The following is a 19,413-nucleotide window of genomic DNA, read 5'->3' on the forward strand; positions in this document are numbered from 1 at the left end:
TATATTAGCGAATCCCCTCAGTCAGGGACGGACCTCCATAGTGGAATTCTTCCAAACTTCTAAACATGCATCAAGAAATGATCTAAACGTATTGTCGTTCATCGTAACCTCCCAAACTATGTCACTACCAATTATTTCAAAAGAGATACGTGAACTCAATCCCATATAAAAAAAGAAGCTAAACTATTCGTAGAGCCCCTGCTGACATTAAAATACTTACTTATTTCCAGACCCTGTGCAGATTTTCCTTCTAAGGAAGTTCCAAATCAGAATAAATCTAGGTGGATAAAAAATAGGGACCATCCAATCAGGATGCCCCTATAAAGCAGCCCGATTTCAAGAGCCAGTTGCTGCTTTTCCATATCTACATCTTTGTCACTTCTATATAGCGGAGCTGGATTCCGTCTTTTTCAATCACTTTGAAGCGGTGCCCTTCTTCCTCAATGAAGCTGCCGACTTTGGCATCAAGGTTTTGCGTCATGTACCAGCCCCCGATGGTGTCGATGTCCAGTTCCCCGATGTCGATGTTTATGTTCAAAAGAGAGTTGACATCATTGATGAGGACCTTTGAATCAAGAATGTAATGTCCATCCTTAAGCTTTCGGATTTCAGCCACTTCATCCTCGTCAAATTCATCCCGAATTTCACCGACAATTTCTTCAAGGATATCCTCAACCGTCACGATGCCGGAAGTACCCCCGTATTCATCAATTAGAACCGCAATATGAACCCGCTCTTTCTGCATTTTCACAAGCAGGTCATGAATCGGAATCGTCTCAATGACTGTAATGATCGGATTGATAAAAGGTCGAAGAGTAAAGTTTTCATCCAGTTCGTTGACCATGGCCTCTGTCAGAAGCTCCTTCATATTGACGAATCCTTTGACGTTATCTTTATCACCGTTTACGACAGGATAACGCGTGAAATTCTCATTTCGAATGGTATCTATCACGTCCGCGAGGGTATCGTCTATGGAAAGGGAGACAATTTCTTTTCGTGGAACCATGATTTCTTTCGCAATCCGCTCATCGAATTCAAAGATGTTGTTCACATACTTTAGTTCGTTCTTATTGATTTCACCGCTTTTAAAACTTTCCGAAAGCAGGATCCGAAGCTCTTCCTCTGTATGAACTTCTTCATGCTCAGAAGCCGACTTCAACCCGAATATTCCCACAAGCACACGCGCAGATCCATTTAAGAACCAGATAAATGGATACATGATCCGGTAGAACCAAATGATCGGGCCCGAGAATAACAACGTAACGGCTTCTGCTTTCTGGATCGCAACCGTTTTTGGCGCAAGTTCCCCTACTACAACGTGAAGGAATGTTACAAGGGCAAAGGCAATACCAAAGGACAGGATATGCGTGATCGCTTCATTTAACTCGAAATAATCAAAAAGTGGATGCAAAATCTTTTCCACAGTCGGCTCGCCAAGCCACCCCAATCCAAGGGCAGTAATCGTAATTCCAAGCTGACAGGCAGATAAATACTCATCCAGATGAGTCACGACCTTCTTAGCGGCAATTGATCCTTTTCGATTCTCCGCAATGAGCTGATCAATCCTGGAACCCCGAACCTTTACAATCGCAAATTCCGTCGCTACAAAAAAAGCAGTTAAAGCAATCAATAAAACGATTAAAATTAAGTTTATAGACGTTGTCAATTAGCAGCCTTATCCTCGGATAAGGCTTACACCTCCATCATGATAAATTTCATCCACTAAGTGAATGGTTGGATTGATGAAAGCATGAAGTTGAACTACTTATCTCTAGAAGGGATTGCATAGAACCCATATTGAGAAGTAGAACGTTCAGCTTCCAGCAACCCGGATCGAACCATTGAACCAAATGTTACACAGCATCGCTTAGCTGACACGTGTCTTAGCTTCTCTGTCCCATTATTATCCCTCCAGCCGTTTTTATAAAATAATATATTAAGATTTTACTTAATTATAAGAATTTAATCAAATATATTACGATAAATACCCTTAAAATGAATGGCGAATTTCAACAATGTCTCCCTAATATAAACTCGACCAATACTTCCCTATTTCTCGACCCTGTGCGGAATATCGTTCATTCCCTTTCAAGGAGAAGTCCTCCCCGCAAGCCGAATTCGTCACCTGGAATTTATCATATACAATCTCTTTTCCATCGGAGCCGGTCACACCCCCGCCTCCACTATGGTAAATGCAATCTTTATCAAGCAGGGTCCGCTTTCCTTCTTCATCCACATAGAAATACTGATTCTGATTGATGCTATAACCCCTGTCCTGCGTAGACGTTTGATAAATTCCATACCGTTCAATATCCGTCCTCATCAACGTGGGCAGACTCTCAATCTTTATAGGAATGACGGTAAACTCTCCATCTTTTTCAAGGGCAGGTCGTTCCGGCATGCCATAGAAGATGACAACCGTACCCTCGTATCCTTCAGGAATCAGGTAACGGTTTTTGATTATTTCTCCTTGATTGTTACCGGATATCCAATTCACAGCTAACATCACAATCGCCACAACGCAGACCACGATAACTAATGTGAGATAAAATCGCTTGTTCTCCCGGTGAGGAGCCGTTGTCTTTTTCCTTTTCAACCATTCATCTACGAAGAAGAAGATTACCGCACAAATGACAGCAAACCACGCAAACCCGTCTATCACAAAATACGTAATAGCTCCAAAGAACGCATGGATGAATGCCGCAACAAACAACCTTCCCTTAACGAGCTTTCTTGTTAACCAATCTGAAAGTAAGGAAACAGGAGCCCCATACGCGAGGTTACCTGCAAAGGAATATGTAAATACAATTGGAAAGAGCCAGATGCCCCCGTCCATTATGCTAAAGATCATCAAAAAAGTAGAAAGAATCAAACTTGTATACAATGCCGGTTTTATTTTATTCATCCTGTGGGCCCTCCCAAAACTTACATTGTGATTAATTTCACAATGTAAGTTTATCATAAAAGGTTGCCTTTTGGGATATTTATACAAAGATAAGATTTTTCTACCTGTGGATCATAAGCGTCAAAAAGTTCAAGATTCATCAAAGCTTTTCACATGTTCACTAATCATACCAAACGCACCCTAACTTTCCTTTCTAAATACCAACTCGACCACCCATCTGATCAAGTACGAAAGAACGATATAGATAACAAAGGACACCCCAATCTTCCAGTGGTAAATCTTATAAATATGTAACCATTGAAATATGGGCTCAGCGATGAACGACGCGCCTGCCGAAAGAACGATATTCGCATAAAGAAATGCTTTTCCTTTGGGAAAGTATTTATACAAGAGCATATACGTGACTGGTATCAACGCATAGTCAAAGACGTATGCTTTAGGAAGGAGGGGGATCAGTTGACCTGGATAGCCCCATAAGCCAAGATCATATCCAAAACCGTCCAGGTTTGCGGCGACCAGGATCCAAGTCAATCCAAGAAACAAAAGCTTCGGCCGTTCCTCTCTTTTCGTTAATCGAAAAAAGATGGCCCAGGATAGGATAAAGAGGACTACTATAAACCACCAGCGTGGGGATAGGAAGCAATGGTCCAGCCAATACTGGATGTATTCTTTGTTAAGAGCTATATCTTTTTCTCTAATTTGATCATATCTCTCCAGCATACGCGTCTCCTGTGCACAGAATTTTTATAAAAAATCCCTCTTCAAGTTAAGAGGGCAATAAAAGCTTATGAAGGGTATTATCTACCAATTAAAGGACCTTCATTCATACATACTTCTAAATAAGATTCATGACTTTTCTCCCTTACAAGCATCTTGCTATTATGTTAAAATTAGCCAAAATAAGACAATTTTCTTCCCTTTTTTCAAGAAAGGAGTTAAAGATAATGTCAAGAAATCGTGAGCTGCTTACCATTTTGCAGACGCTCCAAACTTATTCCGATTGTGATATTACCCAGTCATTTGCTGATGGTGATTCTGAAGTATTGATGGTTTCTTACTCGAAGGAATATAACTCATTCGTCATCACTCAAAATGACTCCGAGATCAGCTATCATGATATCGACTCCGCTTTAGCCTTATTAGAACATATATTGCACACTTAGCTATTAATAAATGAACCATAGATTCAATTCAAAAAGACCCGTCGTCGTCGACAGGTCTTCTTGAATTTAAGGGAACCATCCGTTGGCTATTTATTGCTATTGGAATTGCTTGAACTGTTGGAGTTATTCGAGTTATTGGAGTTTCCGGACTGACTTCCGCCTTTCGCTCCAATTTCCTGATAAAATTTCTTGTCGTGATTTTCTGAAGTTGCTTCTCCACCTTTTTCACCGATCTCTTGGTAGAATTCTTTGTCATGGTTCTTAGCTGTTTGTTCGCCGCCTTTACGACCAGCTTCTTCGTAACTCATTTTGTTGCCATTGTTTTTACTGTTGTTATTGTTGTTACTGTTTGCCATAAATAAAATCCTCCTTAAGTGTAATGGGTGTTGTACGTTTGTACATTGGTTATTTACCTCATGAGATGAACGTTAAACAGACCGTGGGGGTTTTTAACATTTTTGTAATTTAATTTACACTTAAATTGAGGCAGGATGTTTCATGCATCCTTACTACTAGAAGAACTTGCTTCCTAACAGAGGTGTATGATGGAGGTATTAAAGAGGATTAGTATAGAAGGAGTCTTGCTACATGGATTACATCAAACGGGGAACACCAGCCTTCAAACATGCAAACCTGGCCCTTTTTGCAGGCGGATTCAGCACCTTCGCCGTCCTGTGGGGAACGCAGCCCCTGCTTCCGGACATCGCCAAGGAGTTTGCGATATCACCAGCCACCTCAAGTCTCAGCCAATCGTCAACAACGATTGCCTTAGCTATCAGCCTAATAATTGCTGGGTCTCTATCAGATGTGTATGGAAGAAAGTCTGTCATGACCTTCTCGTTACTTGCCTCTTCCCTCCTTGCCATTTGCACAGGATTTGCAACAAGCTTCCCTATGCTTATCATTGGCCGGATCCTGCTGGGGATTACACTCGCTGGGCTTCCTTCTGTCGCCATGGCATACTTGGGTGAGGAAATCGAAGCCAAGAGTCTCGGGATGGCCATGGGGTTATACATCAGCGGAAATTCCATCGGGGGAATGTCGGGTCGGATCATCAGCGGCGTCCTTACTGACCATTTCAACTGGCATGTCGCATTGATGGGAGTCGGGATCATCAGCTTGATTTCAACCGTCATCTTCCTTGTGCTTATCCCGCCATCTGCTCATTTCAAACCGCAGACATTTCAGTTTAAATCATTGGCCGGAACCCTTTTCAGCCAATTCAAAGTGCCTGGGCTTCCCCTTCTCTTCACCATCGGATTTCTATTGATGGGAGGATTCGTATCCCTCTACAACTATATCGGATTCGAGCTGATCGCCCCGCCATACTCACTCAGTCAGACCGTCGTCGGATTCATCTTCATCGTCTATATCGTCGGCACCTTCAGTTCGACCTGGATGGGAATGCTCGCCGATCAGTATGGAAAAAAAAGAATCCTGCCTCTGACGCTAATCATCATGTTATCCGGGGTATCAGCCACCCTGCATCCGAATCTGTGGGTGAAAATCATCGGGATTGCCGTCTTTACCTACGGATTCTTCGCCGGCCACTCCATCGCCAGCAGCTGGGTCGGACGATTGGCCATCCATGATAAAGCGCAGGCTTCGGCCCTCTACTTATCCGCCTATTACGCAGGATCGAGTGTCGGAGGAACCGTCAGCGGAAGCTTCTATCATCAATTTAACTGGCCAGGTGTCGTGTGGATGATCGTTGTCCTTTCCATGATCTCCATTGGGATTTCATTTTGGTTGGGGAGAAGGGCCCTAGCACGATCAACATAAAGAGGACTTGCCACCAAGTCCTCCCTCTAAGGCGTTACCCCTTCACTCCCGCTTTCGGATCCCAAGACCCCTGTAATTTTCGGATATAAAGAATTTGACCTGCATGGTATGTGGTATGGATGGTGAGGTGGGCAATGATTTCAGTCAAGTTAGTCAGATTCACCTCATCCGCCTCTTCAACCTCCTTCTTCCAGTCAGCCATCAACTGATCAATCCGCTCGTACGTTTCACTCCAACTGAGATCTTCCTTATTACTGAACGTGCTCTCACCTGTACTCTCTTCATTCTCAATACCTTTCAATCGATTTAAATGTCGTTGATTATAGTAGATGAGATGATGGACGATTTCAGAAATGGAATTGGTGGCTTCATTCGGCTTCCACGTTGCTTGTTCCTCGGTGAGATCCTTGATGGAATTGATCAACGATACAAACCAGGTATTTTGATCGTGGCAGGCATCCAGTTGAATGAGTAGGACTTGTTTGGCGTTCATTTTTTCCCCTCCTGTATTTTCATATCACTAATACTTTCAAGTTGGAGAGTGACGTTTCCTCTTTACATGTGATTATCTATTTAAAAAGATCCTCTTTTTATTAAAAAGGGATCTCCACAGTTTCAATTAACGTCATTCCAAAGTACTGATACTCGATCATCACCTGACGGACTCTTTCGTCATGAAATACATTTACTGCATAGATGGTATCTTCTTTCGTCGCAGTTCCAGCATCTAAACTTTCCAATTGTTCCGCATTCGTTGGACCTGCCTTGATGAATACATCCTCTATATTTTGTAAGCTCACTTCTATTGGAAGCTGATCACCAATATCATCGATCATGACGTATCCTTTCAGAAGATTACTTACCTGCATCTTCACCATTTCAGGAGCATCGTCGTTATTGACTGTGACACTCACCACTTTCACTTCACGGAAACCGTGATTGGTTACTTCAACCAGGACAGACGTTCCATCTTCGTTTTGACCAATCATGCCAATTTCTATTGGGGGATTCTCTATTACCCAGTAATAAATCCCTCCCACTACGACGGCCACCAAGAGCAGCACAGCTGTGATCAAACGTTTTTTCATCGATCTATCCCCTTTTTCGCCGACACTTTATTACCTTCCGAAAAAATCCGGCAACGGTACACCAAGATCGAATAATGCGCTCGTCACAAGGAGGACCAGCACCGGGATCACACAAAGAATCACGATCACCGTCCAGATTTTATGTGAAGAGGCCTCACGCTTTTTCTTCCGGTAAAGGTCTTGAACCTTCTTTTGCTTTTCTTTTTTAGGTTGAATTATGTTTTCCTCCTTTACATAGCGACTTTCTCAACATCATTGTCACCAAATAAGGGGGCACTTCCCGAGATTAAAACCCGCCCCCCATCAACCCAGTAGCAAATAAAACAATAAAAATGATAAACCCTACCGGAAGCACCACCAAAATCGCCGCAGAAACCTTCCTCCAAAACCCCGGCGAACTAAACCAGGAAGCTAAGGCAGCACAGCCATACCCTATCCCGATGATCCACACCCACAGATGCCCGATTTGTTTCCCAACAAGGGATTGTAAAATCAAGATGGTCACAATCAGGATAAAGATCGATACAAGACCAAAGTATTTTTTCATCTGAATCCCCTTTCGAATATCCTAATTATTTCAAATAATGGAATCTTTCTCAATCTTTTTTTGTGAATTGCAGTCCGGAGATGTTCCTGAATGCTCTACTGTCTAATCTATAATTACAAGCAATTTTCATAACCAATACAAAACAAAAGCCGGAAGACTCCCCTCTTCCGGCTTCACTCTCCATTATTTAATAATCGTCGACCCCTGCAACAGTTCCGGCTTCGCGCCAAGGATCAATAAAAATAATTTCGAATCACTGATTTGTCGGTGCTTTTTCATGATGTCTTTCAGCTGAACGATATTAGGGTTTTCTTTCAGCTTCTGCACTTCCTCCTGATAGAGGGACAGGATCGAGCCTCTTACAAACTTCGGCTCATAGTCCGGCAGCTCCTTGTCACGGAGTAGTGATCCCATGTATCCATATTTCAACTGTAATTGTCTCGTCAGGCTTACGACGTGGACGAGCTGCTCATTCAGCTCAGGATATTCCTGTTTGAGCGATTCCACATCTTTTTTCGCCTCGTGCAGTTCGTTCATTCCAGCCAGCATTGGGGTCATGATGCTTCCCCTCCCAAGTTCCAAGGTTTTTCGAGTCCAATGATGTCATTCAGGATTTTACTCTGCTTGCGGCGGACCCGTCTTCTTTCTGCCCGTTCTTTTCCTGATTCGAACAGAAATTTCTCTTCTTCTGTCTCCGGGACAATTTCCGGTACTTTGACAGGATTTTTATTTTCATCGAGTGCAACGAAGGTCAGGAAAGCTGTCGCCGCCATTCGTCTTTCTCCAGTGATCATGTCTTCGGCGATCACTTTACAGAAGATTTCCATGGATTTATTCCCGACGTATGAGACGAAGGATTCGACGCAAACGGAATCACTTTGATGAATCGGATACAGGAAGTCGATGGAATCCGTTGATGCCGTCACACATTCCTTCACCCGTGCATGACGTCTCGCTGATAACGTCGCATTGTTATCGAGCTTCTTCATCAAGACCCCGCCGAACAAGGTGTTGTAGTTGTTTAAATCATTGATCATCACCTGGTCCGTGCTGACGACCAGACTCTCTTTCGGATGCTTCGTTTTTGCCATGAAGAACAAGTCCCTTCTATTGTAAAATGGTTTCTCAAACGTTTGATACCCAAAGTGTAAGCCCAGCAGCAGGATAAGTGAAATGAATGTTTCTTATCATCATCATAGATACTGTCTATGCAATGGCTTACAACTGAATGGTATCAATCTCCACTTTTCCAAAATAGACAACAAAAAAAGAGCATTCCTTAGTCAGAAATGCTCCCCATCAACCGTTCCTGGGTAAAAGTCAGCCACTCTTTTGTGGCATACGATAAGTATTGATTTTTTCTCCAAATAATGGCGAGGTCCCATTCGATGACAGGCTTTACGACGCGGATAGCGACGAGATCCTCCTTTAGCTGCCTGTACACGCTGTGAGGCAGGATCGAAATCCCGAGTTCCGCTTCGATCATCTTCCCGATGAAGTCCCATTGAGAACTTTCAGACACCACTTTCGGGAGAAAACCTGCTTCTTTGCAAGCCCCGCGGATCCGGTCATTCAACGCAAAGTCCTTATTAAAGAGAATGAACTGTTCATCCTCAAGCTCTACCAATTTAACCTGCTTCCTGCCGGCCAATCGATGTGTCCTTGGCACCACGATCCGAAGTTCTTCTTTCATAAAAGAAAAATGGTGAAAATCCTCCTCTGCAGCAGGCAGGACACCCACCCCCACATCGAGCTGATCGGCGAGGATATCTTCTTCAATCCGCTTCGTCCCATTTTCGATCAACTGGAAAGTGATACCTGGGTAGAGGGCATGGAACTCCCCCAGCACCTTGATGAACAGACCCGCGTCCATGATCGGCGGCAGTCCGATGCGGATATGCCCCCGTTGAAGGCCGATCAGGTCATCGAGTTCATGCTGGACATTCTCGAATGCCTTATCGATTGTCTGAGCCTGCTTCAAAATCGCCCGTCCCGCATCCGTCAGCACGAGCTGCTTCCGGGAACGGTCAAACAGTTCCACCCCAAGCTCATCCTCTAAGTTCCTGATCATCTTACTGATCGTAGGCTGGGTCACAAACAAATGATCCGCTGCACGGGTGAAGCTCTTGAATCTCGTTACTTCTATAAAATATTTTAAGTGCCTGATGTCCACTTGTTCACCTTCTTATGTTGAATCATATGACATTATGGTACCATACCGGCTGCTTCATCACATTTCGTTCCATATAAAAAAGCTGAGAGGGGATGATTCATACTCTGAGCTTTTTTTGGGCGAGCTGCATCTGACTTGAGATCCCCCTTTTTACTAGTACCCCTTCAAAATCCGAATCAACATCATAAACCTCCCAATCCACTTGAGAGGGCAGATTGAAATTCAAATAAAGTGAAATTATGATCAAACTTCGTCCCATATGTTTCGTACTCTTGTTCAAGTTGCGTTCGTATTCGGCCGTAATATTGTATACGATTGTATCGTCTATGTATGATGTTCATGTGCCCTCACCTCTCCCCTTTAAACGACAACCCATTCTCTACAAGCGCCTTCCGAAGCTTCGGTATGGACGACGGGCCCATTCCATGCAAAGCCAGAATCTCTTTCTCGCTGCAGGCAGCCAACTCTTCCAAATTCTTGATTCCGTTATTCTCCAGCGCTCTTCTCGCCGGACCTGCAAGGTTGGAAAGGAATCCGGTTTCAGGTTTTTGTTCTTTTTCACAAACGGGACAGGTCGGGCAATCACTCTTTTTCACATAGGTGTGACCTTTGTCGCAAATCTTCACATTTCCACTCGAAGTCATGATATCACCTCTTTCTTATGAGGAATCAATGTAATGGCATTCAAAAGAATCGTGCCTCCGAGAAGCACGGCGGCAGCGAACGCCACGGCTCCCGATATGTCCATAATCGCGGACCAGTCCCCGATCGTGACCAGATGATAGTGATAAAAGATCTGGAAAGACAGGGATACGGCGCACGCCCCCATGCTCAACATGGTAAAAGCGACGTGATTTTTTCTGTTTCGGAAGAGGTTCACCAAAGGTAGTGTCCATGCCAAAAGTCCGAGTAACAGGCTGCCGATATTAAGCCAAACCATCATATCATTTCCCCCTCTTTTGCCTTGTTCCTGGTCCTCCACATCCAAGATGCCAAAATGAGAACCATACCAACACACGTCGTGATAAGGTTATACACAAGAAAATTTCCCGTTTTACTATAATTAATCGCAAGCGTCCCGCCAAATATCAACATGATGGAGAATGATAAACGGATGAGATACCCATTAGTCTTCATACAATCCCTCCTCACCCTTATTATTCCAAAATATGTTATCCTATTCAATCCTTCCCTCATGATAAAATAGAAAATATAACCAAAGGAGTCTGATAACGTGAAATACATCATGATTGGGACGGCTTGTTTGATGGTCATCGGAATCATCGCAGGCACATTCATTTTTGAAAAAACGCCAAACGTAAACCAACCTGAGATGCCAGAAATAAGTGATCCCGTTCCCCCTCCGCTTCTACCAGTGAACGAAGCTGCCCCAGTTGGATACTCACTTCAGCAGGATCAGCTGCAGATTACATACAACCAAGGAGATGAGTGGGTGAAAGTCCCTATAGAAAAAGAACTTCTTTTCGAAGGGGAATATAGTGGAAATGAGGACGAGCTGATCGAGGCGAGCTATGTTCTGAACCAAAATCGTGCTGCCTTTTTATATACTCATGACTACAGCTCCCCAGATAAAGGCGTCCGATTGATCTACTCCAATAATAAAGGGCAGACATGGGAAGATGCCAAGGTAACAGGCTCCTCTCCGCCCATACGTTTTAGGAAAGTCGACTTTATCAACGATTCTTTCGTCTATGCGATCCTTTCAGCCGACCGGACAATGTCACAGGAATTGACGACCGTCTACTTATCGAAAGACGGCGGGAAATCGTGGAATGAGATGCCACGCCCCGATATCACGCGACTCATATCTGATGGCGGATTTGTTGACGAAAATACCGGCTTCCTGTCATTTGGCATCCTTAATCCGGAACAGCCCGACCTCCAAGTCACACAAGACGGGGGACAATCATGGAACGAGGCTTCGATGGACATCCCTGATCAATATGAAAAAATCTTTGTCATAGCGGAAGTCCCGTTCAAAGAAGAAGATCACCTGGCCGTCTATGTCAATCAAGGTCCGAACGGCGATTATAAAGGCGGGAAGGTCAAAGGAAAATTCATCTCAATAGACCGGGGACGGACCTGGTCATTCCAAGAGGAGGTACAGCCGGATGAAATCGACTAAGAAAATAACCGGGCGTGTGCTATTCATCCTATCCATCACCTTATTCATCTTCCAGATGGGTTACCTGTTCCTGCACGCAACATATAAGGTGGAATACATCGACAATCGGTTGTTTTATCTCTTCAATATCCTGATCATCATTGGCATGGCTGCCTCCATCTTCATCCTCTTCACCTTGCCAAAAACATGGAAAGTCCTATCCTCCGTGGTGGTAGCGATCCTCATTCTTCTTCAAGGAGGATTGATCATCCACCATGGACAGCAAACGACACAGGTTGTAAGCTTTTCACCCGGCATGAAGAACCAATTCGTCCTAAAAGAAGATATAGGTACCAGGAAAGCCGTCTATTACAGAACATACTATCGGATCCTCGCCCGGCCAAAGGAAGTGCTACCTTATCAAACGAAAGGTGAATTCAAGGTGAAATGGCTGGAGAAAGATTTAGCGGTATTGACCTATCCAGCCGCTGACAATAGCATCCATCAGTACATCGGAACATACGGTGCGAGGGATTCCGGCATTTCGTATTCCTATGTCGGACCAACGATTCAGGGTCAGTGGAAAGGAGATGGTGCAAGGATCGACAGCACGACAGAGGGAATCTCCATCGACCACGATGGAAAAATCGAGAAGTACAATTGGGACAATGTCGTTCAATTCGGCACCATTGCCATCGTCCTCGTCCATGACGGGGAAGCGGAGTGGACGATCGGACTGATTGAGAATTTCCAAAGTCACTCCAATGATCCCAATCCTCCTGCGGGTGAGATTACACTGTATCAGGCCAGCCTGGAATCTGTTGAGCCGGTCAGACTTACGTTTGTTGAATAGAAAATAAGCCGGTCTCTATTTTGGTGAGCCCGGCTTTTTATGTACTATCATATCGGATATAAGTTGGGAAACTCCTCTTATTTTTCATGTTTATCCAAACGAGTCCCCTTCGAAGGAGACTCCCCCTCCCTTTAGCTTCGTTAATCATTCTAAAGAAAGAGACCCTCCGTTTGAGAAAGGGCCCATACCAAATCTTATTCCACTACCACTTTTTCAGACGGATCAGATTCCTTATCCTCAATATTCACAGTTGTAATATAATACGAATCTCCCTTTTTACCCTCTCCATCAAAAAAGCTCTTCCGTTCGTGTGCTGAAATGCTCTCGATATGTTCGAACTCTTTCGCGCCTGAGGACTTTTTATACACTCTGTAACCCATCACCGTATCATCATTGACCGAGTGCCAGGAAAGGGATCCGGTATCGTATTCGACTGCCGTCGGTGGTTCAGGAGCTTCAAGCTCATTGACTTTGGTTTCAGATATGAGCTCTGTATACACGACCAGCCGGTCCGGATAAAGGTGTTCGTCATGATTGAACGTACCTGTGCACGTAATGACATTCAGGTTCCGTTTGTCCGAGGGTCCGAAGATTTTCTCGATCGGAGCTTCGTCACTCGGATAGCTTTCCTTCGATTTCACCTCGAATGTTCGTTTCATCCCCTTTTTATCCGTGACGATGATCTTCTCCCCTACCTTGATGTTCTTTAGGTAGAAGAAGATCGCCGGGCCTTTCTTACTGTCGACATGTCCAGCAAGGACGGCATTTCCCTTTGCCCCCACCTTCACCCCGCGGTCGTACCATCCGACCACATCGGTTTCTTCAGGAACTTCCATTTCCCCATTTTCAAGTAATCCCACGGGAATGATGCTGGTATCGATGTCCATGCTCGGAATCTGGACACGGGAAGGCGTAATTCCTTCTTCTTGAACCTTTATCTGCTCTTCAAGCTCTGTTTTTTTCTTCTTTAAAGAGTCAAGAAGAACAAACTCTTCTTCCTTATGGGCGGTACCCACCCCGGTTTTCACTTTTTCTTTTTCCACTGTTTGTTTCTTATCGGATTGAGTTGTCTGATTTTCTTTCTCAGGTCCGTCCTTTGCGATTGCCTGAAAGCTGACAACACCAATCATAAGGACCGCGATCAGTATGATAAGTATTCGTTTCTTCATCATTTTCCCTCCACTTAAGAGAAGAGAGAAGAGCAGATTCCCGCTCTTCCCATGGCTCTATGAATTATTGTTGATCAGCAAATTTTTTCTTGATGATGATTCCACCAGCCATTAATGCTACTGCGACAAATGTGATCCATGCAGCCATTGGTATTTGTTGATCAGCTGCACCGCCCATACCGGTGTTTGGCATTTGTTCCGGCATGTCACTGGATGCGAACTTCTCAGGATTTTGCTTCACAATCGCGTCGCCCAGTGCTTTCCCTACACCGAACATGAACGCATATCCTTCACGGAAGCTATCCATGCTTCCTTTGTAATCTTCCGCTACATACGAGTCGAACGTTTTCACAACTTGATCTTCATGTGTTTTCAGAGAAGAGATGGCCGCGTCTTTCGGAAGATTTCCTTCCGTTGCTGTCGCAAGGAATGTACCGAATTCTTCAGTGAACATACCCAGGCTGTCTTTCGCTGCCTTCACTGCTTCTTCGTCACCTGCTAATGTCGCACTTACAAGGTCTGCCTGTGCATTGATGTGCTCACTCGTCCATAACTTCTTGAATTGTGCCGCTCCTTCTTCACCATAAATGGATCCGATGGCTTTCGTCCAGGCTTCTGTGTTCATGTCTTCAGCCCAAGTCGCCGTGTCATAATCAGGTGCTTCACTTACACCCTTCTGCATACTCATTGCCGCTAAAGCGAAATGCTCTGCTGCCAGATTATTTAATGTAGAGCGTAATTCCGCTGCCGGTGCGTCTGCTTTTGTGTTATTGAATTTATCCGGCATCTGCGTTACGATCGCTCCGGATAACGCTTTAGAGATATCAAACATTCTGTCGTACCCTTCTTTGAAGTTCGTTTGATACGCTTTATAATCTTCTTCTACATAGCTGTCAAATGTTTCGATGACATCCTGCTCATGTGCTGCCAGTACTTCTTTTGCTGCCTCTTCTGGAAGATTTCCTTCTGTTGCTGTTGCAAGGAATGCTGAGAATTCATTGACGAATTCTTTCACTTCGGCTTCTGCAGCTTTTCTCATTTCCGCATCATCGGATTGTGCCGCTTCTACGAAATCCGGAGAGTAGTCATTATGTCCGGCAAAGATCTCTTCGAATTTCTGAGCGCCTTCTTTACCGTAAATCGATTCAATTGCCGGTGTCATGTCCAGTGCATTTTGATTGAGTGCTTCATATGCCTGTTTCTCATCCGGTGCATCTTTATAATCCTTCACCATGGCATTGACCGCTAATACATAATGTTCAGATAGTAATTGGTCCAATGTGGAACGAAGGTCGGAAGCCGGCGTCACCGCTGTCGGCGTTTCTGCCGCGAAACTTACCGTCGGAGCTAATAGAGATAATCCTAACATCGGTGCTGCAATTTTCTTAAGTATCTTTGTTTTTTTCATTTTTTTAACTCTCCTTTTTTGTTTTGTTTTTTGTGTTCTGGTAAGATAACGAAGCGTATTTTGATATGGATCACTTTTTTCAAAAAAAGTTTTATTTTTTGAAATAATAAAAGGACAAAGGTGGTTGTAAGCACCTTTGTCCTTTTATTTCTACTGCAGTTATACCTTTTATTTCTGCTGGTTCCTTCGCTTTCCCTACTCAATCAACGCTAGTCAAGAATATCCTTGAAACCTTTTATGCTATCATTAAAAATATGTAACCATCATAATGATAAAACTGATCAACGTAAATAAAACCGCTCCATAAAACACTGAACCTACATTCGCTTTCAGCTCACTGTCCTTCTGAATCTTCCACCCTGCCTCACTTGCTTCCATAGTAGCCCCTTTCGATAGCGCACCACCGCTACTATTGAAAAAGAAAAGTCCCACTGTGAGTCCGAGACCGATGAAAAAGCTCCATTCCCCGTAAGAAAAAGAGAACAGAAGGCTCCCGATCCAAATGCCAATAGCAAGTGACGCAGCCGTTACTAATGACGTTCTTGTTATGAATTTCTTCATTTTAATTCCCCCTCGTATTATGAATATTTACGAGTTGAGTCGCTAAAAAGTTTCAATTTTCAGTTAATGTCGAATTGTAATACTTTCACTCCACCTGCAACCGAAGCTTATCTTCTGTTGATAAACTCCCTTAAAGCGCTTTTTCTATGTACCAGATCAGTAGTGGGCCTATCGCATAACCGGATATTCCGCTCATGATTCCCAAAATCATGAAAACTATTCCGTACCGTTTTTCTTCGTATTCTTTCTTTAAGACCAGGCCCATGCAAAATGCAATGAGCCCTAGAAGGATAGAGGGAGTAACGACGGCAAAAATCACCGATAACCAACCGACAAAGATCAGTATGTTAGTGCCTTTTTTATCCTTCATAGTATCTCCCCTATCTTAAATAGACTAATTTGTCGGAGCAGTCTTTAAAAATGCCTCTTTCACATAAATCGTATAAATCAAGACGATTATTGAAAAAACAAAATTCCCTATAAAGGGCTGTTGAGGTTCATTCGTTAATAATATGAAACTTATGAATCCAAATAGTACCGAATACGAGATCAATAACCAAAAACCCCATTTTTCCAACCTCATGTACCCATAAGCCATCAACAGTGAAAAGAATGCCACTACTACTCTCATGATACGTTCAGGTACAACCGATACTCCAAACCGTTCTGACATGCCAATGGTGTCAGCACCAGCCTGATAAAAAATAGAGGTGAACAATAATACGATGCTTCCAAAAATATAAAAATAGCCAATGATTGATATACCTAAAGCTCTCTTCACCATTTTACCTCCAGCGGTTTATTTATCATGTTAAAAAACCATAAATAGAACTGCACCTACTATATTTCCTTTTCCACCCAATACTCCTCATCCGAATTCCTCACCACCACATCAAAATTCTCATGCTTCGGGTGCATAAAGACTTCATATTGAATTCTTCGCTCGTCGTGGGTTTTTCGTAAATACTCCACATCCATCCCTCTTTCGGAAACATCGCGGATTCCCCTTCTCATGAGCTCCGTCTCACCATCCGTATAAAAGTATATCTTTAGGTCGTATAGATCGGGATTGCTGAATGCAACAGACATCCCTTCTATAATTGTCAGGTTATTTCGGGACGAGATGAGCTGACTTCGTTCATAGGGGACGTCCAGGGTGTAAAAGTCCATCTCTTCCCTTACCATCTTTACGTCCCGGTCGAGGGCGAATAGATGGTGGGCCGCAGGATGGCAAGCGGTCATTTTGGATTGATGGATTTCATTGTTGTATTCATATCGGATGGAGGTGTGTTTTCTGACGTCGGAATTGACGATATAGGAATCGGTGTTGATATAATTTACCCCTTTTCCTTCCAGTAGCGTAAAAAGCTTTTTGGCAAACGTAGTTTTACCGGAAGCACCATGTCCTGAAATGCCGATGACCATTCTGCCATCCACCTTGTTTAATCGATTGGCTATGTTATGTAAGATCTTGTCCATGAATTCTCTCCTTATTTATAAGCTATTCTCAATCATCCCCGCTGACATCAATTTCTGAATCATCCTCTTCCCCATTTTCATGCCGATCAAGATTCCGATCTGGATGCCCCAGTTCATACATCCGATGCCGCATCCTGAATTGCTTGATGACCATTGTCAGTAAGAATCCGGCCAGGGATAGATAGAGTAAGTAATCGAGATCGAAAAACAGAGAAACACATAATAATAGAATGGAAGGAAGGGCTATCAGCAACTGAATTCTTTTCATTGGGAAGATGCCAATCTTACAAATTCCTCGCTATCCTCTACACACAACCTCATCCCTTTTTCCCAAAAGGCTTCCTCCGTAATGTCTTCCCCCAGATGCTTTATGACGAGTTCTTCTGCCGACATACTTCCTGAATCCCGCAAGAGGTGCATGTACTGTTCCTCGAATCCTTTCCCCGTTTCTTTCGCCCTGGCGAAGAGATTCAGTGCAAGCAAGTACCCAAAAGTGTAAGGAAAGTTATAGAAAGGAGATTCTGTTTTATAGAAGTGGGGCGTCCATACCCATGAATGAACCGGAATCTCATCAAGGGAACCCGCACACCCCTTCTCCATGGCAGTCTCCATCAGTTCGTTCAAGCGTGCTGCGGGGACGAACCCCTTTTTTCGCTCTTCGTGAAAGTCCTTTTCAAAGATGAACCGTGCGTGTAGATTCATAAAATTCATGACGCTTCTTTTCAATTTTTCATCAAGGATAAACAGCTTCTCTTCGTCAGACTCCGCTTTTTCCATGGCCGCCTCCAGGATGATCATCTCTGCGAAGGTCGACGCCGTTTCGGCCAAGCTCATGGGATAGGCTTTGTTCATCCCGTTCACCGATTTCATCGCATGGTTATGAAAGGCATGACCCAGTTCATGCACAAGGGTCAACACCCCTTTGAAGGTGCCGGGAAAGGTGAGGAACACCCTGGACTCCCCTGTTAACGGAAACCCTGCACAAATGGGAACCGCAGACTTTCCAGGACGGTTTTCTGCTTCGACCCAACCTTCACGAAAAGCCTGTTCCGCGAACCGACCCATTTCCGGCCCGAACATACGAAATTGTTCCTCGATCAACGCTGCGGCTTCCCCGTATTCGATCCCTTGGTGATGGTGATTCATCGGGGACCAAAAGTGATAGGACTTCATTTTGGCATCACCATTCATACGGGCTTTCACGTTCAGATAATCGGTAAAGGGTTTTTTATATCTCTCCATGACTGAAAACATGCTATTCAGCGTTTCTTCCTTCATCCGGTTTTGGGCGAGAGGGACTTGGAGGACGTCTTCAATCCCCACGCTCCTATACATGTTCAACCTGAATCCTGCGAGATGATTCAGGATTTGCGCGAACTGTCCCTCATGTTCCGTCCACTTTTCCACCAGTGCCTCATGAGATTCTTTTCGAACCGAAGCATCGTGATGCGAACGCAGATTGATCGCCTGTCCAACCGAGAAATCCTGACCATTCACCCGGACCTTGATACTGCTCATGTACGATTGATAGAACTGCCCCCAGGCGTGGTACCCGTCTGCCATGAGGCCCGACACTTCCTTTACAGGCTCCCGGTCCGCTTCTTCACGCCATTCACCCAGGATGAATCGATACTCCTTTAAGTCCTCTGAATCAAGCAAACGCTTCCATATCGGTTCCTCCGCATGTGCTAATTTCCTTTTCAGATCACTGATAATAGAATCATATTTTGATTGATGAACCGTGGTTTCCCCTCTATAGAATTGTGCGCCCTGGTCTTTCGGATTTTCTGAAAGAAGACATATGGCGTAGGATCTTGCTTGTGATATGGACTGCTTTATTTCTCTAAGCTGATCAAGGAAGCCTGCTAGTTGATCCGAACCGCTAAGTGGAGTCGTCCACTTTTTCATGGTCTCCTCCAGTTTCATGATCTTGGCTTCCGTCTGTTTCATATGGTCATGCAATCCGGGTGATGTGCTTCCACCTTTGAAGATGCTGTCGAGATTCCATATTGGATTATATTTTGTTTGAGTCACCATTATCTCCCCCTATCAAGTTCCGAACGAAACGTATGTTCTTATTTTACCTTTTTTTGAACTATTTTCCAACTCTTACTTGTTTAGAATTCATAAGTTTTAATTTTGAACAAGTAATCAAAGATT

At 43.9% G+C, this 19,413-nt stretch carries 25 protein-coding genes and 1 pseudogene; 4 read left to right on the top strand and 22 right to left on the bottom strand.

Annotated features, from left to right (window positions below; genetic code table 11):
* Positions 1-364: 364 nt before the first annotated feature.
* The 3 genes from RSX31_RS12480 to RSX31_RS12490 form a co-directional block, all read right to left on the bottom strand.
* A complete protein-coding gene (locus RSX31_RS12480) occupies positions 365-1,666 on the bottom strand; it encodes a hemolysin family protein (RefSeq protein WP_148994878.1) in 1,302 nt (433 codons plus the stop codon).
* 357 nt (positions 1,667-2,023) lie between these two features.
* Positions 2,024-2,905, bottom strand: coding sequence for a DUF6843 domain-containing protein (locus tag RSX31_RS12485; RefSeq protein ID WP_315634768.1), 882 nt, complete (start codon positions 2,903-2,905; stop codon positions 2,024-2,026).
* 180 nt (positions 2,906-3,085) lie between these two features.
* Positions 3,086-3,625 (bottom strand): CBO0543 family protein, encoded by a 540-nt coding sequence (locus tag RSX31_RS12490; protein WP_315634769.1) that lies wholly within the window; start codon positions 3,623-3,625, stop codon positions 3,086-3,088.
* A 224-nt stretch (positions 3,626-3,849) separates the two neighbouring features.
* On the opposite strand from RSX31_RS12490, the gene RSX31_RS12495 reads away from it, so the two are divergent.
* A complete protein-coding gene (locus RSX31_RS12495; protein WP_315634770.1) occupies positions 3,850-4,068 on the top strand; it encodes a hypothetical protein in 219 nt (72 codons plus the stop codon).
* Positions 4,069-4,199: 131 nt separating this feature from the next.
* On the opposite strand, the pseudogene RSX31_RS12500 reads toward RSX31_RS12495, so the two are convergent.
* Positions 4,200-4,424: pseudogene (locus tag RSX31_RS12500) on the bottom strand (KGG domain-containing protein); the annotation flags it as partial.
* 232 nt (positions 4,425-4,656) lie between these two features.
* Here RSX31_RS12500 and RSX31_RS12505 point away from each other — a divergent pair.
* Positions 4,657-5,850 (top strand): MFS transporter, encoded by a 1,194-nt coding sequence (locus RSX31_RS12505; protein WP_315634771.1) that lies wholly within the window; start codon positions 4,657-4,659, stop codon positions 5,848-5,850.
* A 34-nt stretch (positions 5,851-5,884) separates the two neighbouring features.
* Here RSX31_RS12505 and RSX31_RS12510 read toward each other — a convergent pair whose 3' ends face one another.
* From RSX31_RS12510 to RSX31_RS12555, 10 genes are all read right to left on the bottom strand, one after another.
* Positions 5,885-6,343, bottom strand: coding sequence for a DinB family protein (locus tag RSX31_RS12510; RefSeq protein ID WP_315634772.1), 459 nt, complete (start codon positions 6,341-6,343; stop codon positions 5,885-5,887).
* Positions 6,344-6,443: 100 nt separating this feature from the next.
* Positions 6,444-6,938, bottom strand: coding sequence for a hypothetical protein (locus RSX31_RS12515; RefSeq protein WP_315634773.1), 495 nt, complete (start codon positions 6,936-6,938; stop codon positions 6,444-6,446).
* Positions 6,939-7,224: 286 nt separating this feature from the next.
* The gene (locus RSX31_RS12520; RefSeq protein ID WP_315634774.1) at positions 7,225-7,485 is read right to left on the bottom strand and encodes a hypothetical protein; all 261 of its coding nucleotides are present in this window, start codon (positions 7,483-7,485) and stop codon (positions 7,225-7,227) included.
* Between the two features lie 183 nt (positions 7,486-7,668).
* Positions 7,669-8,043, bottom strand: a complete 375-nt coding sequence (locus RSX31_RS12525) for a hypothetical protein (RefSeq protein WP_315634775.1) — start codon at positions 8,041-8,043, stop codon at positions 7,669-7,671.
* Positions 8,040-8,576, bottom strand: coding sequence for an acyl-CoA thioesterase (locus RSX31_RS12530; RefSeq protein ID WP_148967493.1), 537 nt, complete (start codon positions 8,574-8,576; stop codon positions 8,040-8,042). Before RSX31_RS12530 ends, RSX31_RS12525 begins: the two co-directional genes overlap by 4 nt.
* Positions 8,577-8,764: 188 nt before the next feature.
* Positions 8,765-9,658, bottom strand: a complete 894-nt coding sequence (gene cidR / locus RSX31_RS12535; protein WP_315634776.1) for a cidABC operon transcriptional activator CidR — start codon at positions 9,656-9,658, stop codon at positions 8,765-8,767.
* A gap of 182 nt (positions 9,659-9,840) precedes the next feature.
* Positions 9,841-9,999: a hypothetical protein gene (locus RSX31_RS12540; RefSeq protein ID WP_315634777.1), complete on the bottom strand. Its 159-nt coding sequence runs from the start codon at positions 9,997-9,999 to the stop codon at positions 9,841-9,843.
* Positions 10,000-10,005: 6 nt separating this feature from the next.
* Entirely contained in the window at positions 10,006-10,302 is a 297-nt protein-coding gene (locus RSX31_RS12545; RefSeq protein WP_315634778.1) for an RNA polymerase alpha subunit C-terminal domain-containing protein, read from the bottom strand.
* Complete coding sequence (locus RSX31_RS12550) at positions 10,299-10,601, bottom strand: hypothetical protein (RefSeq protein WP_315634779.1); 303 nt, start codon at positions 10,599-10,601, stop codon at positions 10,299-10,301. Before RSX31_RS12550 ends, RSX31_RS12545 begins: the two co-directional genes overlap by 4 nt.
* Complete coding sequence (locus RSX31_RS12555) at positions 10,598-10,795, bottom strand: hypothetical protein (RefSeq protein ID WP_315634780.1); 198 nt, start codon at positions 10,793-10,795, stop codon at positions 10,598-10,600. Before RSX31_RS12555 ends, RSX31_RS12550 begins: the two co-directional genes overlap by 4 nt.
* Positions 10,796-10,892: 97 nt before the next feature.
* Here RSX31_RS12555 and RSX31_RS12560 point away from each other — a divergent pair, with 97 nt between their 5' ends.
* Both RSX31_RS12560 and RSX31_RS12565 read left to right on the top strand, forming a co-directional pair.
* On the top strand, positions 10,893-11,804 hold the full coding sequence (locus tag RSX31_RS12560) for a WD40/YVTN/BNR-like repeat-containing protein (protein ID WP_315634781.1): 912 nt from the start codon (positions 10,893-10,895) through the stop codon (positions 11,802-11,804).
* Positions 11,791-12,636: a hypothetical protein gene (locus RSX31_RS12565; protein ID WP_315634782.1), complete on the top strand. Its 846-nt coding sequence runs from the start codon at positions 11,791-11,793 to the stop codon at positions 12,634-12,636. The genes RSX31_RS12560 and RSX31_RS12565 overlap by 14 nt, the downstream gene beginning before the upstream one ends.
* Positions 12,637-12,830: 194 nt before the next feature.
* Here the strand turns inward: RSX31_RS12565 and RSX31_RS12570 are convergent, their stop codons facing one another.
* From RSX31_RS12570 to RSX31_RS12605, 8 genes are all read right to left on the bottom strand, one after another.
* A complete protein-coding gene (locus RSX31_RS12570) occupies positions 12,831-13,805 on the bottom strand; it encodes a class F sortase (protein WP_315634783.1) in 975 nt (324 codons plus the stop codon).
* A gap of 64 nt (positions 13,806-13,869) precedes the next feature.
* Positions 13,870-15,213, bottom strand: a complete 1,344-nt coding sequence (locus RSX31_RS12575) for a copper amine oxidase (RefSeq protein WP_148994891.1) — start codon at positions 15,211-15,213, stop codon at positions 13,870-13,872.
* 246 nt (positions 15,214-15,459) lie between these two features.
* On the bottom strand, positions 15,460-15,774 hold the full coding sequence (locus RSX31_RS12580; protein ID WP_315634784.1) for a hypothetical protein: 315 nt from the start codon (positions 15,772-15,774) through the stop codon (positions 15,460-15,462).
* A 130-nt stretch (positions 15,775-15,904) separates the two neighbouring features.
* Positions 15,905-16,144 carry a hypothetical protein gene (locus RSX31_RS12585; protein ID WP_315634785.1) on the bottom strand — a complete coding sequence of 80 codons (240 nt, stop codon included), beginning with the start codon at positions 16,142-16,144 and terminating at the stop codon, positions 15,905-15,907.
* A gap of 24 nt (positions 16,145-16,168) precedes the next feature.
* Positions 16,169-16,555, bottom strand: coding sequence for a hypothetical protein (locus RSX31_RS12590; RefSeq protein WP_315634786.1), 387 nt, complete (start codon positions 16,553-16,555; stop codon positions 16,169-16,171).
* Between the two features lie 59 nt (positions 16,556-16,614).
* Positions 16,615-17,253 (bottom strand): uridine kinase family protein, encoded by a 639-nt coding sequence (locus RSX31_RS12595; RefSeq protein ID WP_315634787.1) that lies wholly within the window; start codon positions 17,251-17,253, stop codon positions 16,615-16,617.
* Between the two features lie 28 nt (positions 17,254-17,281).
* Entirely contained in the window at positions 17,282-17,521 is a 240-nt protein-coding gene (locus RSX31_RS12600) for a hypothetical protein (protein WP_315634788.1), read from the bottom strand.
* Positions 17,518-19,290: a M3 family oligoendopeptidase gene (locus RSX31_RS12605; RefSeq protein ID WP_315634789.1), complete on the bottom strand. Its 1,773-nt coding sequence runs from the start codon at positions 19,288-19,290 to the stop codon at positions 17,518-17,520. Before RSX31_RS12605 ends, RSX31_RS12600 begins: the two co-directional genes overlap by 4 nt.
* Positions 19,291-19,413: the final 123 nt, after the last annotated feature.

The sequence above is a fragment of the Rossellomorea yichunensis genome (genome assembly GCF_032337515.1).
Lineage (GTDB): Bacteria > Bacillota > Bacilli > Bacillales > Bacillaceae_B > Rossellomorea > Rossellomorea yichunensis.